We start from the raw sequence: 16,372 nt of genomic DNA on the forward strand, positions 1-16,372 counted from the left end.
CGCCACTCTCATTAGGAGCAAGCTCCCAAATCCCGTCCGACTTGCATGTATTAGGCCTGCCGCTAGCGTTCATCCTGAGCCAGGATCAAACTCTCCATTGTAAAATGTGTTTGTTTGTATCCAGACCCTATTAACTCAATCAATAGAAATCTGTAAAAAAAAATATTCTCTTACAGTATTTTCAGATAACTGAGCTCTCTTTTGTTTGTTAACAGTTCGTGTCTCCACTCACCGTTACGCTGCATTATTTTATTTTCTAATCTCTTTAAGAACTTCTTCGCTTCATCTCTCGAATCTGCTTTTATATCTTCAGCCGTTGCGGCTTCAAATCTTCAATCTTTTCGCTCCTGAGAATTGCTCTCAGGCTTAACGTTTTAAAGTCCGTCGTTTCCGATTTCCTCTCCCCCGTTTCGGGTTGCAAAGGTAATAACCTTTTCTATTATTTCCAAACTTTATTTTTTTAAATTTTTAAAGTCCGGTTTTTCAATTAACAACCGCTTCTCCTTTCGTCGTTGCGGGCTGCAAAGGTAGCAGCTTTTAGTTAATTCACAAACTTTATTTTTAAATTTTTGTTTGCTTTATTTCAGAGAACATCCCGCTATTTCGTTTGCGGAGTGCAAAGGTACGCATCATTTTTGCTTTTGCAAATCATCCTTGCAAAAAAGTGATAGTGTAAATTTAACACGCTGAAAATAAGCTTTAAAATTTTGTCTCTCATTTATCATTACGCAGTTTTAATAGCGCTAATGGCAGTCTTGTAGTAATACCACTACTTAAAACGATTAGATAAAAAAGGGTCGTGTTAGGGATAGCAACGGATACCGGCCGTGAAAAGGGTTTATGCCGAGGGATAGCTTAATGCATGCAGGCGTATGAGTGGAGAGCCCGGCCGTTAGGCAACGCCCATAACTATACTAAAGGTAAATCCAGTTTTTGGGCAAGTTTTTCAACATTCATATCTATACCACTAATATGGTAGCTGGCTTTTAAATAATACTGCTCGCGTTCGGCAAGTTTTTCGGTTATCAATTCAACAAGGTCGTCGCCCTTTTTTCCCTGCAATACCGGGCGCTGTGTTTTAGCGTTTTCGAGCCGGCCAGCCAATGCTCTTGGCGATAGCTCAATATACAGGGTCTTGCCGTGCTTGTTCATCCAATCCATGTTATCGAAAAAAACAGGCAGCCCCCCACCTGTAGATACTACCGTGTTAGTTTTGTAAGGAGTGGTTTTTAATATATCCGACTCAAGCCTTCTGAAAGCATCTTCGCCATGTATGGTAAAATACTCAGGAATGGTCATACCTGCACGATCTTCAAATTCGTGGTCAAGATCAATAAACTCGTACCCTAAAGCCGCCGACAGTTTACGGCCCCATGAAGTTTTGCCGCAACCCATAAATCCTACTAAAAAAACCAGGCTCATTATTTATTGAAGTAATTTTTTACCAGATCATCATACTTAGGCATGTTGTGATAATGCCATTTATTAACAACCGTACCATTCTTTATTAATATAACGCCGGGGTTTGAGCGGACCATTGTTTTAAGCGGCACGCCGTCTGCATAAAAAAGTTCGCTTACAAGGCGATGCTCTTTGGCAAACTTCTGGGCATTCTCGGGCGAGGTAGCTGTTAATAATATCGTGCGGGTATTAAAGTTTTGCGTAAGATTAATGGCCAGGGCGTTGATACGGTTCAAAGCGTCGGCATTGGTTTCGTTTAAGTCGTAAGCAACTATCCATAGGGTATAAAAAGGATTATTAAGCAATTCTTGGTTGTAGGCATTTCCTTGTGCATCTTGTATGGCAAGGTCACGAATTTTAGGTTCAAAGCCCTTTTTAAGCAATTTACTTTCCGGGTTACCCTCAACTACCCATGTACTATCTTTCCAAATGCCGGTTTTAAGGTATTCTTTATCCGTCATAGTTTTGGTTTGCTTAGTTTTTTTGTTTGTTAGGTGATAGGTTATCTCAAACTCATCAGTTGGTGCGCCCGGCGGCGTTTGCATTTGCTGCCAAATGTTCGCCCCTATTTTATAAGGTAGGAAATCTACCACGGGCAAAAAATTGTATGTATAAACCCCAAATCCAACCGAAACAACGGCAGATGCTGCCAACGCTACATCACCTGCTTTTTTATCAAATAAAGGCCGTAAGCTTTTGCGGTTTACAAACAGTACCAATACAAGCACTAACAAAATAAGGTCTTTAGTGAACGATTGCCACGGCGTAAGCGGTATGGCATCGCCAAAGCAGCCACAGGTTTGTACCACTTTAAAATATGCAGAGTAAAAGGTAAGAAATGCAAAAAAGATAATTAACAGCAACAATCCCCAAACTACCTGCACGGCTCGCGCCCCGATAAGCAGGGCAAAACCCAATATCATTTCAAGCGCGCAAAGCACTATGGCAAGGCTTAGCGCCAGGCCGTTTAACGAAGTTAGGTGGAACACCTCGAAGTACTCTTCCAGTTTGTAGGAAAATCCAAGCGGATCATTGGCTTTTATCAACCCGGAGAAGATAAAAAGCAAACCCACCGCTAAGCGGCACAACCACACTAAACTATTCTTCATACTTACTTTACTCCTAATTTAATCAGCGCAAACACCGCGTAATTAAGCATATCCTGGTAATTGGCCTTTACACCTTCCGAAGCAAGGGTTTGGCCCTTGTTATCTTCTATTTGTTTTACGCGTAACAGCTTCATTAGTATTAAATCTGTTAATGAACTGATGCGCATGTCGCGCCATGCCTCGCCGTAGTCGTGATTTTTGGCAAACATCAATTCTTTTGTTTCGTTTGATTTTTCGTCGAACATCTTCTCTACAAAACCCGCCTCCAATTCAAACGGCGTTTCAGATGCTATTTCGAGTTGCATCATGGCAATAAGGCAGTAGTTTACAATGCCTATATATTCGCCGGTGATGTCTTCATCTATCTTGGCCACCTTTTTTTCTTCGAGGGTGCGGATGCGCTGCGCTTTGATAAAAATCTGATCGGTTATAGATTCGGGCCTGAGTATGCGCCACGCCGTTCCGTAATCGCGGGTTTTTTTCATGAAAAGGCCTTTGCAAAGGCTAATTACTGCTTCGTATTCGGTTGCGGTGTTGTTCACGGTTTAATAATGGTGCTAATTTATTGGTGTCGTCTATCCTGTTCGGGTGCCGGGCGAATGATTACCTTGGTGCCTTTTAAAGAAAAGTGCCGAACAGGAATATAAAGGCCTTTATAAAGTAGATTTTACTTTACAACTTTGCAGCCTTCGGTGACCTCAACATAATAAAGTGGCTAAAGATACATTTTTTCGGAAAAAACTAACCCTTAACGCCGGCGGCAGATTAATTGATTTAACCAACCCGCTTGTTATGGGTATCATTAATATAACGCCCGACTCATTCCATGCCGATAGTCGCAAAAATGGTATTGATGAAATTGTTAAACAGGCAGGTGCTATGCTGGCAGATGGCGCTGCAATACTTGATATTGGCGGATACTCCTCACGCCCCGGCGCAGCCGAAGTGAGCCCGCAGGAAGAAGCCGACCGTGTGATACCTGGCATTGAAGCGATAGTGAAATCCTTTCCTGATGTTATTATTTCTGTGGACACCTTTAGGGCAGATGTGGGGGAAGCTGCTATAAATGCGGGTGCGAATATTATCAATGATATATCCGGCGGGGAACTGGACGATAAGATGTTTACGACGGTAGCCAGGCTGCAGGTACCTTACATACTGATGCATATGCGTGGCACCCCGCAAAGCATGACACAGCTAACCGATTATGATGATGTATTTGCCGAAGTATACAATTATTTTGCAAAGAAGATTTACCAGCTAAGGCAGCTTAATGTGCATGACATTATACTTGACCCTGGTTTTGGTTTTGCTAAAAAGGCCGAACAAAGCTACACGCTTATGAACCGCCTTGAAGATTTTGCACCGCTTGAGCTACCGATACTTACCGGTGTATCGCGCAAGCGAATGATTTATAATTTATTAGGTAACACAGCTGCCGAGGCTTTGAACGGAACAACCGCACTTAATACCATTGCGTTAACTAAAGGTACCAACATACTGCGGGTACATGATGTTAAGGCAGCGGTAGAAGCTGTAAAGATTTGGGAGGCCTGTGATGCTTAACCTATTATTTATTTGCTACTAATTTTACGATACTCGTAAGACGGACCATCTGCAGCGGATGAACCGATAATAATGCGGCCCGACACGGATTGCATCCAGGCATCCTTGTAAGTGGGATTGGTAAAAGTGATTATCCCGAATTTCAGCGAGTCGCGGGTTTCCGTTATGTTGATGCTGAATTTGCCTTGGGCGGTTATCTTATTATCTATATAACGTGAATAGGTACTGTCTTTATTGAACTGGTACATATCGCCATTACCAGTAGGTGCCGGCCTCGGCATGGAGAGGCCACCGTGTGTAGCAGCAAGTTCCCAACGGCCAAATAAATTCGCACTCATCGGCTTGCTATCCTGCTTTTGGCAAGATATAACTCCCGCCGCCGCAAAGAAAATCAGTAATGCTTTTTTCATTTTACAGGCTTTATAATAGCATTACGCGGCAGGTGCAGATAGTGCAACAGCTTGGATGATATATTATTGTGCTGATATGGCTAGTGTAGACCCTTAAATTACCCTACCAACTCCAGCATTTTCAAAATACTGTCTACGTATTCCCGATTGTTGGCCAGGCGGGGTACTTTGTGCTGGCCGCCAAGTTTACCTTTCTCTTTCATCCAGGTAAAAAACGTGCCGTCAGCTACTTTGCGCACAAGGGGGCGGCGCAGGGCCATGTCTTTAAACCGCTTGGCATCGTAATCTGAATTTACGCGGCGCAGGGTTTCATCCAGCAGGTCTACAAACCTCTCAAACTCGGCTGGCTTTTTTACAAACTCAATGAGCCACTCGTGAGCGCCACATTCGTCACCGTTAAAGTATACCGGTGCGGCTGTATAATCACGGATGATAGCACCTGTTTGCTGGCAGGCCTCGAGCAGGGCGCGCTCAGCATTATCAATTATAAGCTCTTCGCCAAAGGCATTTATGAAGTGCTTGGTACGCCCGGTTATTTGAATGCGGTATGGCGAAAGTGATGTAAACCTAATAGTATCACCTATCATGTAGCGCCATAAGCCTGCGTTGGTGGTGATGATGAGTGCATAATTCTTGTCCAGTTCCACCTCGTCAAGCGTAAGTGTCTTTGGATCATCGTCATGCAGATACTCCAGTGGTAAAAACTCGTAGAATATCCCGTAATCCAGCATCAACAGCATATCGCCGGGCTCTTCCAGATCCTGAATGCCAAAGAAACCTTCGGATGCATTATAGGTTTCCAGATAGTACATGTCGCTTTTAGGGATCAGCTTGGCAAACTGCTCGCGATATGGTGTAAAGTTAACCGCACCATGAAAGTAAAGCTCAAGGTTTGGCCAAACTTCTAACAGATTGCTTTTCCCGGTAATTTCAAGGATACGTTTAAACAGTAATATATTCCAGGTAGGTACGCCACTAATACTGGTAACATTTACATCTTTAGTGGCATAAGCCATCTTCTCAATCTTCTCTTCGAAGTTTTCGAGCAGGGCGATATCTAAGTGCGGGGTGCGGTAAAATTCGGCCCATAGGGGCAGGTTTTTCATGATAACTGCCGATAAGTCGCCAAAAAAAGTATCGTCATTAAGCTGGCTTACCTGATGGCTACCACCCAATGTTAGGCTTTTACCTGTAAATATGCGGGCGTTTGGTCTGTTATTAAAGTAAAGGGTAAGCATATCCTTACCGCCTTTGAAGTGGCATTCCTCCAAGGACTCTTCGCTTACAGGTATAAATTTGCTTCTGTCGCTTGTAGTGCCTGATGATTTTGCAAACCAACGGATCTCCGACGGCCAAAGCACATTTTGCTCGCCCTTTAGCATCCGCTCTATATAGGGCTTCAGCGTATCATATGTTTGGATAGGTACGCGCTCCTTAAAGTGCGCAAGATTCTGAATGCTTTTATAATGATGGGTTTTGCCCCACTCGGTATTTTCGGCCCCCGCTATAAGTTGCTCAAACCATTCTTCCTGCACCTCATTAGGGTATTTCATAAAAAGCTCAATCTGATGGATGCGCTTTTTCATGAACCAGGTAAATACCGAATTAAAAAGAGTCATAGGCTGCTTGGCGGGGCTGGGTTAGTGTTGGTTTGCCGCGCTATTGGTGATCTTGGCAAACTTCTCAAATATATTATTTACTAAGCAAATGTCTTTCTTTTTAAAACGAAGTTGGCCCCAAGATAAACCTTACGTACCAGTTCGTTCGCGGCCAAAACTTCCGGCACGCCCGACTCAAGAATTTTACCTTCAAAGAGCAAATAAGCCCTATCAGTAATCGATAACGTTTCCTGTACGTTGTGGTCGGTTATCAAAACACCAATATTACGGTTGCGCAACTTGGCCACCATGGATTGAATTTCCTCTACGGCGATAGGGTCGACCCCGGCAAAGGGCTCATCAAGCAGTACAAAGTTTGGTTCGGCAGCCAGGGCGCGTGCAATCTCGGTACGCCGGCGCTCGCCGCCCGATAGCAGGTCGCCACGGTTTTTACGCACTTTATGTAAACTAAATTCGTCTATCAACTCTTCCAGCTTGTCGCGTTGCTGTTCCTTGGTCATTTTGCCCATCTCTAGCACCGCTTTAATATTATCCTCAACAGATAGTTTACGAAATACAGACGGCTCCTGCGCAAGGTAACCTATACCCTTTTGTGCCCGGCGGTACATGGCATCGTTGGTAATGTTTTCATCATCCAAAAAAATCTCGCCGCTGTTTGGCCTAACCAAACCCACTATCATATAAAATGATGTGGTTTTACCTGCACCGTTTGGGCCCAGCAAACCCACAATTTCGCCCTGCGAAACGTTGAACGATACATCGTTAACCACGGTGCGCTGTTTGTATTTCTTAATTAAATGATCTGCTCTTAGTATCATTAGCGAAAATTCAAAAGTTAAAAATCGAAATTAAAACCAAAAGCCGCAGCTCTTTTTACTTTAAAACTTTGACTTTTTAATTAAATCTAATCCCTTTTATATTCAATTGTATAATACGTTGGTCACGCCATACATTTTCTTCAATGCTGTAACAAACGTCGAACGGAACGTTAGGTTTTAATTGGGGCAGGTATTGGGCATGATTAAACGCTATGCAGCTAAACGATGCCGAGCCGGGCTGCATGATAAACATTTTTACATGATTGCCGCCAACCAAACCTGCATTGCCGCTAACATACACATTTTTACTCATGAACACCGGTGCCATATTTTCCGGCCCGAAGGGCGCAAACTGGTTCATGACCCTAAAGAATTTCGACTCGATATCTTTTAATTCCAGTTCAGCATCAATATTTATTTGTTGGATAAGCAATTCGTCGGGAATGGTAGCACTTACCACCTCTTCAAATTTATCTATAAATGCCGGTACGTTTTCGGGCTTCATGGTAAGGCCGGCAGCATACTTATGACCGCCGAATTGAATGAGCAAGTCGCTGCAACCACATAGGGCTTCATACAGATCATATCCAAGAACCGACCGGGCCGAACCCGCAACATGCCCGTTGGATCGGGTTAGTACAATTGTAGGCCGGTAATACTTTTCGGTAAGGCGAGATGCTACAATACCTATCACACCTTTATGCCAGTTCTCATTAAAAACCACAGTCGATTTCCTGTTGATCATTATCTCATCATTATCTATGAGGCTCAATGCTTCGTCGGTAATTTGTAGATCATGACCTTTGCGTTCGATATTATGCGTGTTGATGAGTTCACCCATTTCCCGGGCTTCCTCCTCATGGCAGGATATCAGTAAGGCAACGGCATGCTTGGCGTCGTCAATCCTCCCGGCAGCATTAATGCGCGGGCCCAGTAAAAAAACTACGTCGGCTATACTTAGGTCTTTGCTTTTTCCGGCAACCTGCATCAAAGTTTTTACACCCGTACAGGGGTTGTCGTTGATTTTTTGCAAACCCAAATGCGCCAACACGCGGTTTTCGCCAGTTATGTGTACAATGTCGCAAGCTATACTGATGGCAACCAAATCCAGGTATGAGGCCACCTCTTCAAAATCAATATCATTTTTTTGAGCGTAGGCCTGTATTAATTTAAAGCCAATGCCACAGCCAGAAAGTTCTTTGTAAGGATACTCGCAATCGCTCCGCTTTGGATCCAGCAATGCTAAGGCATCCGGCAGTTCATCCCCGGGCAAATGGTGATCGCATATAATAAAATCTACGCCAAGTTTATTGGCGTAGGCAACCTTATCCACCGACTTTACGCCGCAATCTAATGCGATTATTAACCCGAAGCCGTTTTGAGCCGCGAAGTCAATACCCTGAGTTGATATACCATAGCCCTCCTTGTAACGATCGGGTATGTAGTAAGCAATATTGTCGTGACACTTTTTAAAAAATCTATAAACCAATGCTACAGCTGTGGTGCCATCAACGTCGTAATCGCCGTAGATCATCACCTTTTCATTTTGGGCAATGGCTTGCTCTATACGCAGGATGGCTTTTTCCATATCCTGCATCAAAAAAGGATCATGCAGGTGCAGTTCGCTCGGGCGGAAGAAAAACCGCGCTTCTTCAAAATTAGTTATGCCACGATTTACCAGTAAACGGCTTAAGACAGGGTTAATGTTGAGGTCGGCAGCTAATTGCTGTACAACGTTTTCATCTGCCGTATTTTTTAACACCCACCGTTTACTCATGTAGTAATATCGCTTAAAAAAGATGTAAAGATAGCCATTGCATGCAAAACGTAAATAACAGGCAATAATTTTAATTGCTTGTGTATTTCAATTTAACAGCTTATGTTTGCAAACATACCAATTAGTATTTTTAATGTCCAAAGCTGAAATTACACGTAAAATGATCCTTCAAAAGTCTTTCGACTTGATTTATAGGCAAGGTTACCAAGCTACTAGTATTGATACTATTTTAGCAACCACACAAGTTACAAAAGGTGCTTTCTTTTATCATTTTAAAAGTAAAGACGATATGGGCCTGGCTATGATTAACGAGATTGTTTATCCGGGTATGTATGAAACGCTTGTAAAACCTTTGCAGCTAGCTGATAGCCCTATACAGGACATCTATACAATGATGAAAAATCTGCTGTTCAAAGTCCCTTTCATGACGGCAAAATATGGCTGCCCTGTGGTGAACCTTATCGAAGAAATGTCGCCTGTTAACGAGTCATTTAAAAAAGCGCTACTTAAACTTACCGACCAATGGCAGTCAGCCATTGCCCAAAACTTAGAAATGGGAAAGGAGAAGGGTGAGATACGTGCCGATGTGGATGCCGGCCAAGTGGCGTGCTTTGTTATTGCCGGCTACAGCGGCATACGTAATATGGGTAAAGCCGCCGGTGCAGGATGCTATGAGATTTTTCTACAAGAGTTTAAAAATTACTTGAACAGACTCTCTTAATATTTTTTAATCTAAAACATACCGATCAGTATTTTTTATATGTATTTAACATTATTATTTTTTCACTCTGCTACGCGCTGGCTTTTACTATTTGCATTGATCTATACTGTTTATAGCGCTTTTGCAGGATATACAAAAGGCAACAGATTCACCAACGCGGATAACGCATGGCGCCATTGGACGGCTACCATCGCCCATATACAATTGGTGCTTGGTATGCTGGTTTATACCCAAAGCCCTACTGCAAAATTTTCACTCAATGCCATTGGCGGCAATGGCCATATACGCGAGCCCTTCTTTTTTGGTGTGATGCATTTGATATTGATGCTCACTGCAATTATTGTATTAACCATAGGCTCGGCAATGGCTAAGCGTAAGGCAACAGACGCAAAGAAATTCAAAACGATACTGATATGGTTTGGCCTGGCTTTGTTAATCATATTAATCGCTATTCCGTGGCCGTTTTCCCCTGTGGTACAACGCCCTTATATACGCACACTTCAATCCACCAATATTTTATTATGATACAACTATTGAAAAGCAGCGTTGGCCGCTTGCGCATTATTGCATTTTTAGAAGGCATTTCTTTATTAGCACTCATATTTATAGCAGTACCACTCAAACATTTCGGCAACACCCCCTCAATGGTGAAAGCAATGGGGCCGGTGCATGGCGTGCTTTTCCTACTATTTATATTTAACACCATAAGTGTAGGTGTCGAGCAAAAATGGAATTTTAGGAACACCACCCGCAAGGTGTTGCTGGCCTGTATTATTCCATTCGGTACGTTTTATATAGACTATAAAATCTTAAAAAAAATAGATTGCAGCAAGCAGGGAAAGTAGCGCTACTTAAGCGTTTGGTATTTATTGCCGTTGGAAGGATCGATCTGCATCAGGATGTTCATGGCCTGTACGCGCTCCGGCGGCGCGGCTTTGCTGTATATGGACACAAGCTCATCATCCTTAGCGGTAAAAAAGGCCAGCGGAAAGTATGAGCCAAGCCGCTTACGATCTACTTGCGAAAGTAGCGGTAAGATAGCGCTGATGGTCTTACGTCCTTTTGACGGGTTATCGGCCATTACATCCAACCCGTTACGATGATAGTCATACATAAAGCTGCGCAGATTAAGATATAGCTTATTGTTAAGGTTTTCGGCAAGCCAGTACCGGTTGAGCGTATTGTCGAAAGCTTTCCACCCTCTGAAAGATGATGTTTGGGCATTAACAGCTACGGTTTGCGCAGCCTGAAAATATGGCGTACCGCCATAGCGTGAAAACGAATCATAATCCATGCCTACAATCACGTAAGCGTAGAAAGCCATTATCGAGCTTAAATTGCTCTGAAAAGTTTGATCGGTGTAATCTATGGTCTGGCCTTCGGTATACGTGAAGTCAACATCCCTATCATTAATATTAAGCAGTGTACTGGTGTAAGTTGAGTTAAACACCGGCCTTGACGACTGCACCTGTAACTCTCCGCTAAAACCCGTGCTGCCATCCCAATTGGTAATATTAAATACAAAGTTGCAGTTGATACGCTCCTGCGGGGCAATAACATCTGCACTCCATTTGCGGCCATTCAAAAAGTCGCGCATGGCTGTTTCCAGCGTTTGCAAAATGCGCCTGTTGGTTATTTGCACCTTGGGCGCTACTACCCTTACCCGCGCATTCAAATCCTGCCCTTGCGAATAGCAAAAACAGGTAAGCAACAATGCAAGCAACAGCAGTTTTTTCATCAGTTTATTAATTGTAGCAACTTGGCGCAAATATCCTTTGCCACCTCGGTTTTTGATTTAAGATCATAAACCGTTTTTTTAAGTTGGCGGTCTATCAAAGTTACTTTATTAGTATCGCTTTTAAAACCCGCGCCAGCATCATTTAAGCTGTTTAGCACAATTAGATCCAGGTTCTTTTTGTTCAGTTTTTCAATGGCGAATTGTTCCTCATTTTCCGTTTCCAGCGCAAAGCCAACGAGCACCTGCCCCGGCTGCTTTTTGCTACCAAGGGTTTTTAAAATATCGATTGTCTTTTTTAAGTCGATAGTTAAACCGTCATCATGCTTTTTGATTTTCTGCGTGGCCACATTGGCCGGCGTATAATCGGCCACGGCAGCACACATTACACAGGCATTGGCGTGCTCAAAGTTTTCCAGGCAGGCATTAAGCATTTGCGCGGCGCTGATTACATCTATCCGCTTAACAGATTTTTGTTTACTTATCTGTGCAGTTGGCCCGGCGACAAGCGTTACTTCGGCACCCAGACTCGCCAACTCATCGGCAATAGCAAACCCCATTTTGCCCGATGAGTGATTCCCAATAAAACGCACCGGATCAATAGCCTCATAGGTTGGGCCCGCAGTAACCAATATCCTTTTGTTTACCAACGGTAATTTACCTTTGATATCCGCCTCAACAAAAGCAATGATTTCTTCAGGTTCGGCCATTCGGCCCTCGCCATGCAGACCGCTCGCCAGTTCGCCACTGCCGGGGGGAATCAAAATGTTACCAAATTGCTGTATTGCTGCGATGTTGGCACGGGTGGAATTGTGTTTCCACATATCCAGATCCATTGCCGGGGCAAAATATACCGGGCACTTGGCCGAAAGATATACGGCAGTAAGCAGGTTATCAACCAATCCGCCTGCCATTTTTGCCATGGTGTTGGCGCTTGCCGGCGCTATAATCATGGCATCACCCCAAAGGCCAAGCTCTACATGGTTGTTCCACTCGCCAGTGTCAGGTTTAAAGTAGTCCACATAAACCGGCCTTATTGAAAGGGTAGAAAGTGTAAGGGGTGTAATAAAATTGGCTGCATCGGGCGTCATCACAACCTGCACATTGGCGCCCGCCTTAATTAGTAGCCTTACAAGGGTTGCCGTTTTATAAGCGGCAATACTGCCACATACACCTAAAATGATATTCTTACCCTCAAGCATAAATTAAAGTAAAAAATAAAAAGTCAAAATTCAAAAGCAGCACTAAAGCTATCTTTATGAATTTTGACTTCTAAGTTTTGAATTAAGCCTACGGCTTATAACTCCCTTGCTTCTTTAGCCGGGTTGCGGTAATAAATTTTGCTATCCAAAAACTCCTGAACGGCTACCAAAGTAGGTTTAGGCATTTTTTCGTAATGCTTAGATATCTCAATTTGCTCGCGGTTTTCAAAAACCTCTTCAAGGTTGTCATTTGCTGATGCAAACTCTGATAATTTTTGATGTAACTCTTCCTTGATATTGTTTGATATCTGGTTTGCCCTTTTGGCCATAATAACCAGCGACTCGTAAATATTTTCAGTCTTTACGTCCAACTCACGTAAATCGCGAGTTACTGTGCTGCTGGCAACAGCTGGTTTGGCGTTATTATTTGTATTGCTCATGTCTTGATATATTAAATATTAATATGGTATTTTTTGATTGCCTCTATCCTTAACAGATGGCGGCTGGGTTGCAACAGTATCTTTATCGGCCAGCTTTTTAGCTAATTTCTGGTCAATTTCGGCCTGGGCTATTACTCGTTTTGCGCGCTCGATACCGCGTTCGCTATCCTTTTTCAGGTCCTGGGCATCTCTTAAATATTTGCTGCCTTCGTACTTCTCGGCAAACTGATCGGCGTAGGTCATTGCCTGGCCAAAACGCTCTTCCTGTTTGTACTCACGGCTAATGCGCGCGTACTCATATTGGGCCTTAATAATTAAAAACTCCATTTCCTCGGCATACTTGGTATCCGGGTAATCGCGCAAGGCATTGTTGAATGCGATAACGGCCGCCTGGTAGTCATTAATTGTTAAATAAAGCTTTGCATTTGCATAGGCTTTTTGCTCAAGTTTATCGCGCAGGTTTTGAATCAGCTTACTGGCCTCGGTCACGCGGTCGCTTTTTGGGTAAAGGTTAATAAACAACTGCAGCGACTCAATTGCCTTTGTAGTATTCTCCTGATCTAAAGAGTATATAGGCGAATCCAGATAAAAACAATACGCAGCAATAAAACGGCACTCTTCCGCTTTAGGGCTCGATGGATAGGTATCTGCAAATGTTTTAAAGTGATAACGTGCCGATGTATAATCTTTTAGCTTATAGTTGGTATAAGCGTAATAATAATATAAATCTTCATAACCGGTACGGCCACGATAACGCTGTACCAGATCCTCAAATAAACCAAGCGCTTTTGAGTAATCCTTTTTGTTATAGAACTTTACAGCCTCCTGGTATTTTTTGGTATTATCATTACTCGCTTTAAGTTTTTCGTATTTGCTTTTGCATCCGCTAAATACAGCGAGAATCAACAGCAATACGGCCGAAAAAGTGAGTACTTGTTTTTTAAACATTTTGCAAAGATAGTTGAATATTATAAATCAGTCAATTATTTATTTATGAGCGAATATATAACGACGGTTTTGCTCCTTTTATATAAGGCCAATGTATTTAACATCTTTTAACGTTACGACTGATTTTTAGAACCGAGATTACTTTAAATAAACAGCATCTTCCTGCCCTTCCTTATTCAAAATAACATCAACATGTTCTTTAATTACGGTTGACAGCGCTATACCGGCATAATCTGTAGTTACCGGGAAGCTTTTGTGGTTACGATCAACCAATACCACCGTGCGCAACTTTTTTAGCGGCACATCCAGGAAAACGCCAAAACCATACGCAAGGGTTTTACCGCTATTCAATACATCGTCTACCAAAATTATAACCTTGTTGCTGCATTCTTCAATATCAAAATTGATATGTGCCTGCAAACTGGTACTATCTTTTTCCAGCTCTATGGTTAGTAAACGGCTGCTAAAAGGAGCAATTTTATCCAATACATCCTTTAAACGCTCGGCCACCTGGTTGCCGCGCGGCAATATGCCGGCTATCAGGATTTCCTGCTCATCAAAATTGTCTTCCAATACCTGGTAAGCAATCCTATCTATTTTTTGCTGTATCTGTTTGCTGTTTAAAACAAGGATCTTTTTGTCAGGCATGGTGTAAAGCTATATTGAGAATTGTCAAATATAATATTCTATTATGGTTAAGCAGACTTTCCGTCAATCTCATCAATTAAGTTAGCACAAATGGATTGATCTGAAAGGTAAACGCCTTCTTGGATTTTTGATTTAAAGCAATGATAATACACATCGAATTCATGTCCAAAAATACTCTGCCAATCATTATCTTGATGCTCGAATAAACTAACCTTAGCGGCAACTATTAACATGAAGCTGGCTAAGTATTGCCGATATTTACCTAAGATATTGTTGGTATCGTCAAATGACGGGGGGCTATCACTAATTATCTGCTCGACATCGATAAAATACTCGGCCAAAGAAGGAGCCACATCCAAAATATTCCTCATTCGCTTATCCCGTTACATACGGATAATACACGAAGTTTGCCCCTTCCGGCACCACTACAAACAGGCACATAAAGTCATTTGGATTTTTATATGTGCTTAAAAAGCGCTCTTTCAATTCCTTTTTAATGATGCCCTTCTCAACAAATTCCTCGATGGTTGACGCATGGATGCTCCACTCGGTGTTAAGTTCGTCGCGGTTAAGGATCATCTCGCCCAATGCAATTTCATGCTGATGAGCTACAAATATCGGCGTAGCAGACAGGCCCTCAACCATTATCTCGATGGCTACTTCTTTGATGGATTCATTAAAAAGTTTCAGATCGCGTTCCAGGCTTATAAGCGGGCTTTCTTTTTTGGGCTTATTATCACCGCTGCCGCGTTCCTGGTTAAAAAGTTGTTCGGTATCCATATATTTTAAGTTGGATATATTTAGAATTATTCCTGCGGCGGTTTGGGTTTAAACCTTGGCTTGAAACCGGCAGGTTTTGTAATTGGCGCATCAGCAGGTTTACCTTCTTCCGGTGCTTGTTGCACATCGGGCTTAACCTCATTAGCAATTTCGTCAGGATTGTTTGCAGGCTCAGCGGCTTTTGCACCCAGTTCTTCCGCATTTTCTATTCCAGATGGCTTTGGTGCCATCTTCATATTAAATCGCGGTTTAAAACCTGCAGGCTTTGATACCTGCTCTCCCACTTCCGGCTCATCTGTTTTTGGAGATTTATCTTCAGCCGCAGCACTATTAACTTCAGGTTTTTCGCCTTCTACATCACTTTTCGGCGATGCCATCTTCATATTGAATCGCGGCTTAAAGCCAGCCGGTTTTGGTGCAGTGGTTTCTGATGTCGGCTCATCAGTCTTTTCCGCGTCAACGCTTTTGACTTCAGGTTTTGAATTTTCACCTTCAGAATCCGCGCTTTCAACTTCAGTCTTCGGCGCAGCCGTTTTTATGTTAAAACGCGGCTTAAATCCTGCAGGCTTTGATGTTGGTGTTTCCGTTGCTGAGTTTTCCGATTTCGCACTTTCGACTTCGGTCTGCGGATTTTCAACTTCCGGCTTGGGCGCGGTCATTGCTTTATTGAAGCGTGGTTTAAAACCGGCAGGTTTTGGTGCTGGTGTTTCACTACCTACTTCCAACTGCGGACTTCCGGTTTCCTGACTTTCCACTTTAGCCTCTGAACTTTCGACCTCCGGCTTCGAATTTGTAATTGCTGCTTTAAATCTCGGTTTAAAACCAACTGACGGCGCTGCAACCGTTTCTCCAAGAGACTCGGCAATGGTTTGTTCGGCAATCTGGTTTTCGATATGTACCTTGTCGGTCTTTACCTCGGATGCAAGATGATATTGTAACCTTAATTTATTAAACCAGTACTTTTTGGTATGGTCGAAAGATTTTTCGCCCATTTGTTCGAAGTGCGATTTAAATTCCCAAAAAAGCCCGGGCTGGCCAACCTGCAAAGCAGCCAGATCAATCTTCTTTTTAGCGAAAAACTCTTCGAACGTCATTATTGTAGATTTGATATATGAGATTTTAGACATGAGACCCAGAT

Annotated in this window: 19 protein-coding genes and 1 rRNA gene; 4 read left to right on the forward strand and 16 right to left on the reverse strand. The window is 42.9% G+C overall.

The features are described from left to right. The 4 genes from FPZ43_RS04435 to FPZ43_RS04450 all read right to left on the reverse strand — a co-directional run. Positions 1–101 (reverse strand): 16S ribosomal RNA (locus FPZ43_RS04435); the annotation flags it as partial. A gap of 808 nt (positions 102–909) precedes the next feature. Continuing rightward, entirely contained in the window at positions 910–1,422 is a 513-nt protein-coding gene (locus FPZ43_RS04440) for a shikimate kinase (protein ID WP_146380659.1), read from the reverse strand. Next, positions 1,422–2,570 carry a BT_3928 family protein gene (locus tag FPZ43_RS04445; RefSeq protein WP_146380660.1) on the reverse strand — a complete coding sequence of 383 codons (1,149 nt, stop codon included), beginning with the start codon at positions 2,568–2,570 and terminating at the stop codon, positions 1,422–1,424. Before FPZ43_RS04445 ends, FPZ43_RS04440 begins: the two co-directional genes overlap by 1 nt. 2 nt (positions 2,571–2,572) lie before the next feature. Continuing rightward, complete coding sequence (locus FPZ43_RS04450) at positions 2,573–3,055, reverse strand: DUF1599 domain-containing protein (RefSeq protein WP_146381115.1); 483 nt, start codon at positions 3,053–3,055, stop codon at positions 2,573–2,575. Positions 3,056–3,281: 226 nt separating this feature from the next. Between FPZ43_RS04450 and folP the strand changes: the two genes are divergently transcribed. Continuing rightward, positions 3,282–4,136 carry a dihydropteroate synthase gene (gene folP / locus FPZ43_RS04455; RefSeq protein ID WP_261380983.1) on the forward strand — a complete coding sequence of 285 codons (855 nt, stop codon included), beginning with the start codon at positions 3,282–3,284 and terminating at the stop codon, positions 4,134–4,136. Between the two features lie 8 nt (positions 4,137–4,144). Here the strand turns inward: folP and FPZ43_RS04460 are convergent, their stop codons facing one another. The 4 genes from FPZ43_RS04460 to recJ all read right to left on the reverse strand — a co-directional run bounded on the left by FPZ43_RS04460 (position 4,145) and on the right by recJ (position 8,760). Then, positions 4,145–4,546 carry a hypothetical protein gene (locus tag FPZ43_RS04460; protein WP_146380661.1) on the reverse strand — a complete coding sequence of 134 codons (402 nt, stop codon included), beginning with the start codon at positions 4,544–4,546 and terminating at the stop codon, positions 4,145–4,147. 98 nt (positions 4,547–4,644) lie between these two features. Beyond that, on the reverse strand, positions 4,645–6,165 hold the full coding sequence (locus FPZ43_RS04465; RefSeq protein ID WP_146380662.1) for a GH3 auxin-responsive promoter family protein: 1,521 nt from the start codon (positions 6,163–6,165) through the stop codon (positions 4,645–4,647). 80 nt (positions 6,166–6,245) lie between these two features. After that, positions 6,246–6,983 (reverse strand): LPS export ABC transporter ATP-binding protein, encoded by a 738-nt coding sequence (gene lptB / locus FPZ43_RS04470; protein WP_146380663.1) that lies wholly within the window; start codon positions 6,981–6,983, stop codon positions 6,246–6,248. A gap of 76 nt (positions 6,984–7,059) precedes the next feature. Further along, complete coding sequence (recJ, locus tag FPZ43_RS04475; RefSeq protein WP_146380664.1) at positions 7,060–8,760, reverse strand: single-stranded-DNA-specific exonuclease RecJ; 1,701 nt, start codon at positions 8,758–8,760, stop codon at positions 7,060–7,062. A 133-nt stretch (positions 8,761–8,893) separates the two neighbouring features. Here recJ and FPZ43_RS04480 point away from each other — a divergent pair, with 133 nt between their 5' ends. The 3 genes from FPZ43_RS04480 to FPZ43_RS04490 are packed head-to-tail and all read left to right on the forward strand — an operon-like array spanning position 8,894 to position 10,326. After that, the gene (locus FPZ43_RS04480) at positions 8,894–9,481 is read left to right on the forward strand and encodes a TetR/AcrR family transcriptional regulator (RefSeq protein ID WP_146381117.1); all 588 of its coding nucleotides are present in this window, start codon (positions 8,894–8,896) and stop codon (positions 9,479–9,481) included. A 39-nt stretch (positions 9,482–9,520) separates the two neighbouring features. Beyond that, on the forward strand, positions 9,521–10,006 hold the full coding sequence (locus FPZ43_RS04485; protein WP_146380665.1) for a hypothetical protein: 486 nt from the start codon (positions 9,521–9,523) through the stop codon (positions 10,004–10,006). Next, a complete protein-coding gene (locus FPZ43_RS04490) occupies positions 10,003–10,326 on the forward strand; it encodes a DUF3817 domain-containing protein (RefSeq protein ID WP_146380666.1) in 324 nt (107 codons plus the stop codon). Before FPZ43_RS04485 ends, FPZ43_RS04490 begins: the two co-directional genes overlap by 4 nt. Before the next feature lie 2 nt (positions 10,327–10,328). Here the strand turns inward: FPZ43_RS04490 and porD are convergent, their stop codons facing one another. From porD to FPZ43_RS04530, 8 genes are all read right to left on the reverse strand, one after another. Next, complete coding sequence (gene porD / locus FPZ43_RS04495; RefSeq protein WP_146380667.1) at positions 10,329–11,219, reverse strand: type IX secretion system protein PorD; 891 nt, start codon at positions 11,217–11,219, stop codon at positions 10,329–10,331. Continuing rightward, complete coding sequence (coaBC, locus tag FPZ43_RS04500; protein WP_146380668.1) at positions 11,219–12,418, reverse strand: bifunctional phosphopantothenoylcysteine decarboxylase/phosphopantothenate--cysteine ligase CoaBC; 1,200 nt, start codon at positions 12,416–12,418, stop codon at positions 11,219–11,221. The genes porD and coaBC overlap by 1 nt, the downstream gene beginning before the upstream one ends. Positions 12,419–12,513: 95 nt before the next feature. Next, complete coding sequence (locus tag FPZ43_RS04505; protein ID WP_146380669.1) at positions 12,514–12,858, reverse strand: DNA-directed RNA polymerase subunit omega; 345 nt, start codon at positions 12,856–12,858, stop codon at positions 12,514–12,516. An 18-nt stretch (positions 12,859–12,876) separates the two neighbouring features. After that, entirely contained in the window at positions 12,877–13,806 is a 930-nt protein-coding gene (locus FPZ43_RS04510; protein WP_146380670.1) for an outer membrane protein assembly factor BamD, read from the reverse strand. Between the two features lie 138 nt (positions 13,807–13,944). Continuing rightward, positions 13,945–14,454 (reverse strand): phosphoribosyltransferase family protein, encoded by a 510-nt coding sequence (locus FPZ43_RS04515; RefSeq protein ID WP_146380671.1) that lies wholly within the window; start codon positions 14,452–14,454, stop codon positions 13,945–13,947. Between the two features lie 47 nt (positions 14,455–14,501). After that, positions 14,502–14,825 carry a hypothetical protein gene (locus tag FPZ43_RS04520; protein WP_146380672.1) on the reverse strand — a complete coding sequence of 108 codons (324 nt, stop codon included), beginning with the start codon at positions 14,823–14,825 and terminating at the stop codon, positions 14,502–14,504. A 4-nt stretch (positions 14,826–14,829) separates the two neighbouring features. Then, on the reverse strand, positions 14,830–15,234 hold the full coding sequence (locus FPZ43_RS04525) for a hypothetical protein (protein ID WP_146380673.1): 405 nt from the start codon (positions 15,232–15,234) through the stop codon (positions 14,830–14,832). Between the two features lie 26 nt (positions 15,235–15,260). Beyond that, positions 15,261–16,361 carry a hypothetical protein gene (locus FPZ43_RS04530; RefSeq protein ID WP_146380674.1) on the reverse strand — a complete coding sequence of 367 codons (1,101 nt, stop codon included), beginning with the start codon at positions 16,359–16,361 and terminating at the stop codon, positions 15,261–15,263. Between the last annotated feature and the right edge of the window lie 11 nt (positions 16,362–16,372).

Source organism: Mucilaginibacter pallidiroseus (assembly GCF_007846085.1).
GTDB classification, from domain to species: domain Bacteria; phylum Bacteroidota; class Bacteroidia; order Sphingobacteriales; family Sphingobacteriaceae; genus Mucilaginibacter; species Mucilaginibacter pallidiroseus.

What these genes read in the sequence shown, in the direction of transcription:
- FPZ43_RS04465 (WP_146380662.1), bottom strand. Translation starts at nt 6,165, where the DNA reads ATGACTCTTTTTAATTCGGTATTTACCTGGTTCATGAAAAAGCGCATC.
- FPZ43_RS04450 (WP_146381115.1), bottom strand. Translation starts at nt 3,055, where the DNA reads ATGAAAAAAACCCGCGATTACGGAACGGCGTGGCGCATACTCAGGCCC.
- FPZ43_RS04530 (WP_146380674.1), bottom strand. Translation starts at nt 16,361, where the DNA reads ATGTCTAAAATCTCATATATCAAATCTACAATAATGACGTTCGAAGAG.
- FPZ43_RS04460 (WP_146380661.1), bottom strand. Translation starts at nt 4,546, where the DNA reads ATGAAAAAAGCATTACTGATTTTCTTTGCGGCGGCGGGAGTTATATCT.
- porD (WP_146380667.1), bottom strand. Translation starts at nt 11,219, where the DNA reads ATGAAAAAACTGCTGTTGCTTGCATTGTTGCTTACCTGTTTTTGCTAT.
- FPZ43_RS04480 (WP_146381117.1), top strand. Translation starts at nt 8,894, where the DNA reads ATGTCCAAAGCTGAAATTACACGTAAAATGATCCTTCAAAAGTCTTTC.
- FPZ43_RS04505 (WP_146380669.1), bottom strand. Translation starts at nt 12,858, where the DNA reads ATGAGCAATACAAATAATAACGCCAAACCAGCTGTTGCCAGCAGCACA.
- recJ (WP_146380664.1), bottom strand. Translation starts at nt 8,760, where the DNA reads ATGAGTAAACGGTGGGTGTTAAAAAATACGGCAGATGAAAACGTTGTA.
- FPZ43_RS04485 (WP_146380665.1), top strand. Translation starts at nt 9,521, where the DNA reads ATGTATTTAACATTATTATTTTTTCACTCTGCTACGCGCTGGCTTTTA.
- FPZ43_RS04510 (WP_146380670.1), bottom strand. Translation starts at nt 13,806, where the DNA reads ATGTTTAAAAAACAAGTACTCACTTTTTCGGCCGTATTGCTGTTGATT.
- FPZ43_RS04520 (WP_146380672.1), bottom strand. Translation starts at nt 14,825, where the DNA reads ATGAGGAATATTTTGGATGTGGCTCCTTCTTTGGCCGAGTATTTTATC.
- lptB (WP_146380663.1), bottom strand. Translation starts at nt 6,983, where the DNA reads ATGATACTAAGAGCAGATCATTTAATTAAGAAATACAAACAGCGCACC.
- FPZ43_RS04515 (WP_146380671.1), bottom strand. Translation starts at nt 14,454, where the DNA reads ATGCCTGACAAAAAGATCCTTGTTTTAAACAGCAAACAGATACAGCAA.
- FPZ43_RS04440 (WP_146380659.1), bottom strand. Translation starts at nt 1,422, where the DNA reads ATGAGCCTGGTTTTTTTAGTAGGATTTATGGGTTGCGGCAAAACTTCA.
- FPZ43_RS04490 (WP_146380666.1), top strand. Translation starts at nt 10,003, where the DNA reads ATGATACAACTATTGAAAAGCAGCGTTGGCCGCTTGCGCATTATTGCA.
- coaBC (WP_146380668.1), bottom strand. Translation starts at nt 12,418, where the DNA reads ATGCTTGAGGGTAAGAATATCATTTTAGGTGTATGTGGCAGTATTGCC.
- FPZ43_RS04445 (WP_146380660.1), bottom strand. Translation starts at nt 2,570, where the DNA reads ATGAAGAATAGTTTAGTGTGGTTGTGCCGCTTAGCGGTGGGTTTGCTT.
- FPZ43_RS04525 (WP_146380673.1), bottom strand. Translation starts at nt 15,234, where the DNA reads ATGGATACCGAACAACTTTTTAACCAGGAACGCGGCAGCGGTGATAAT.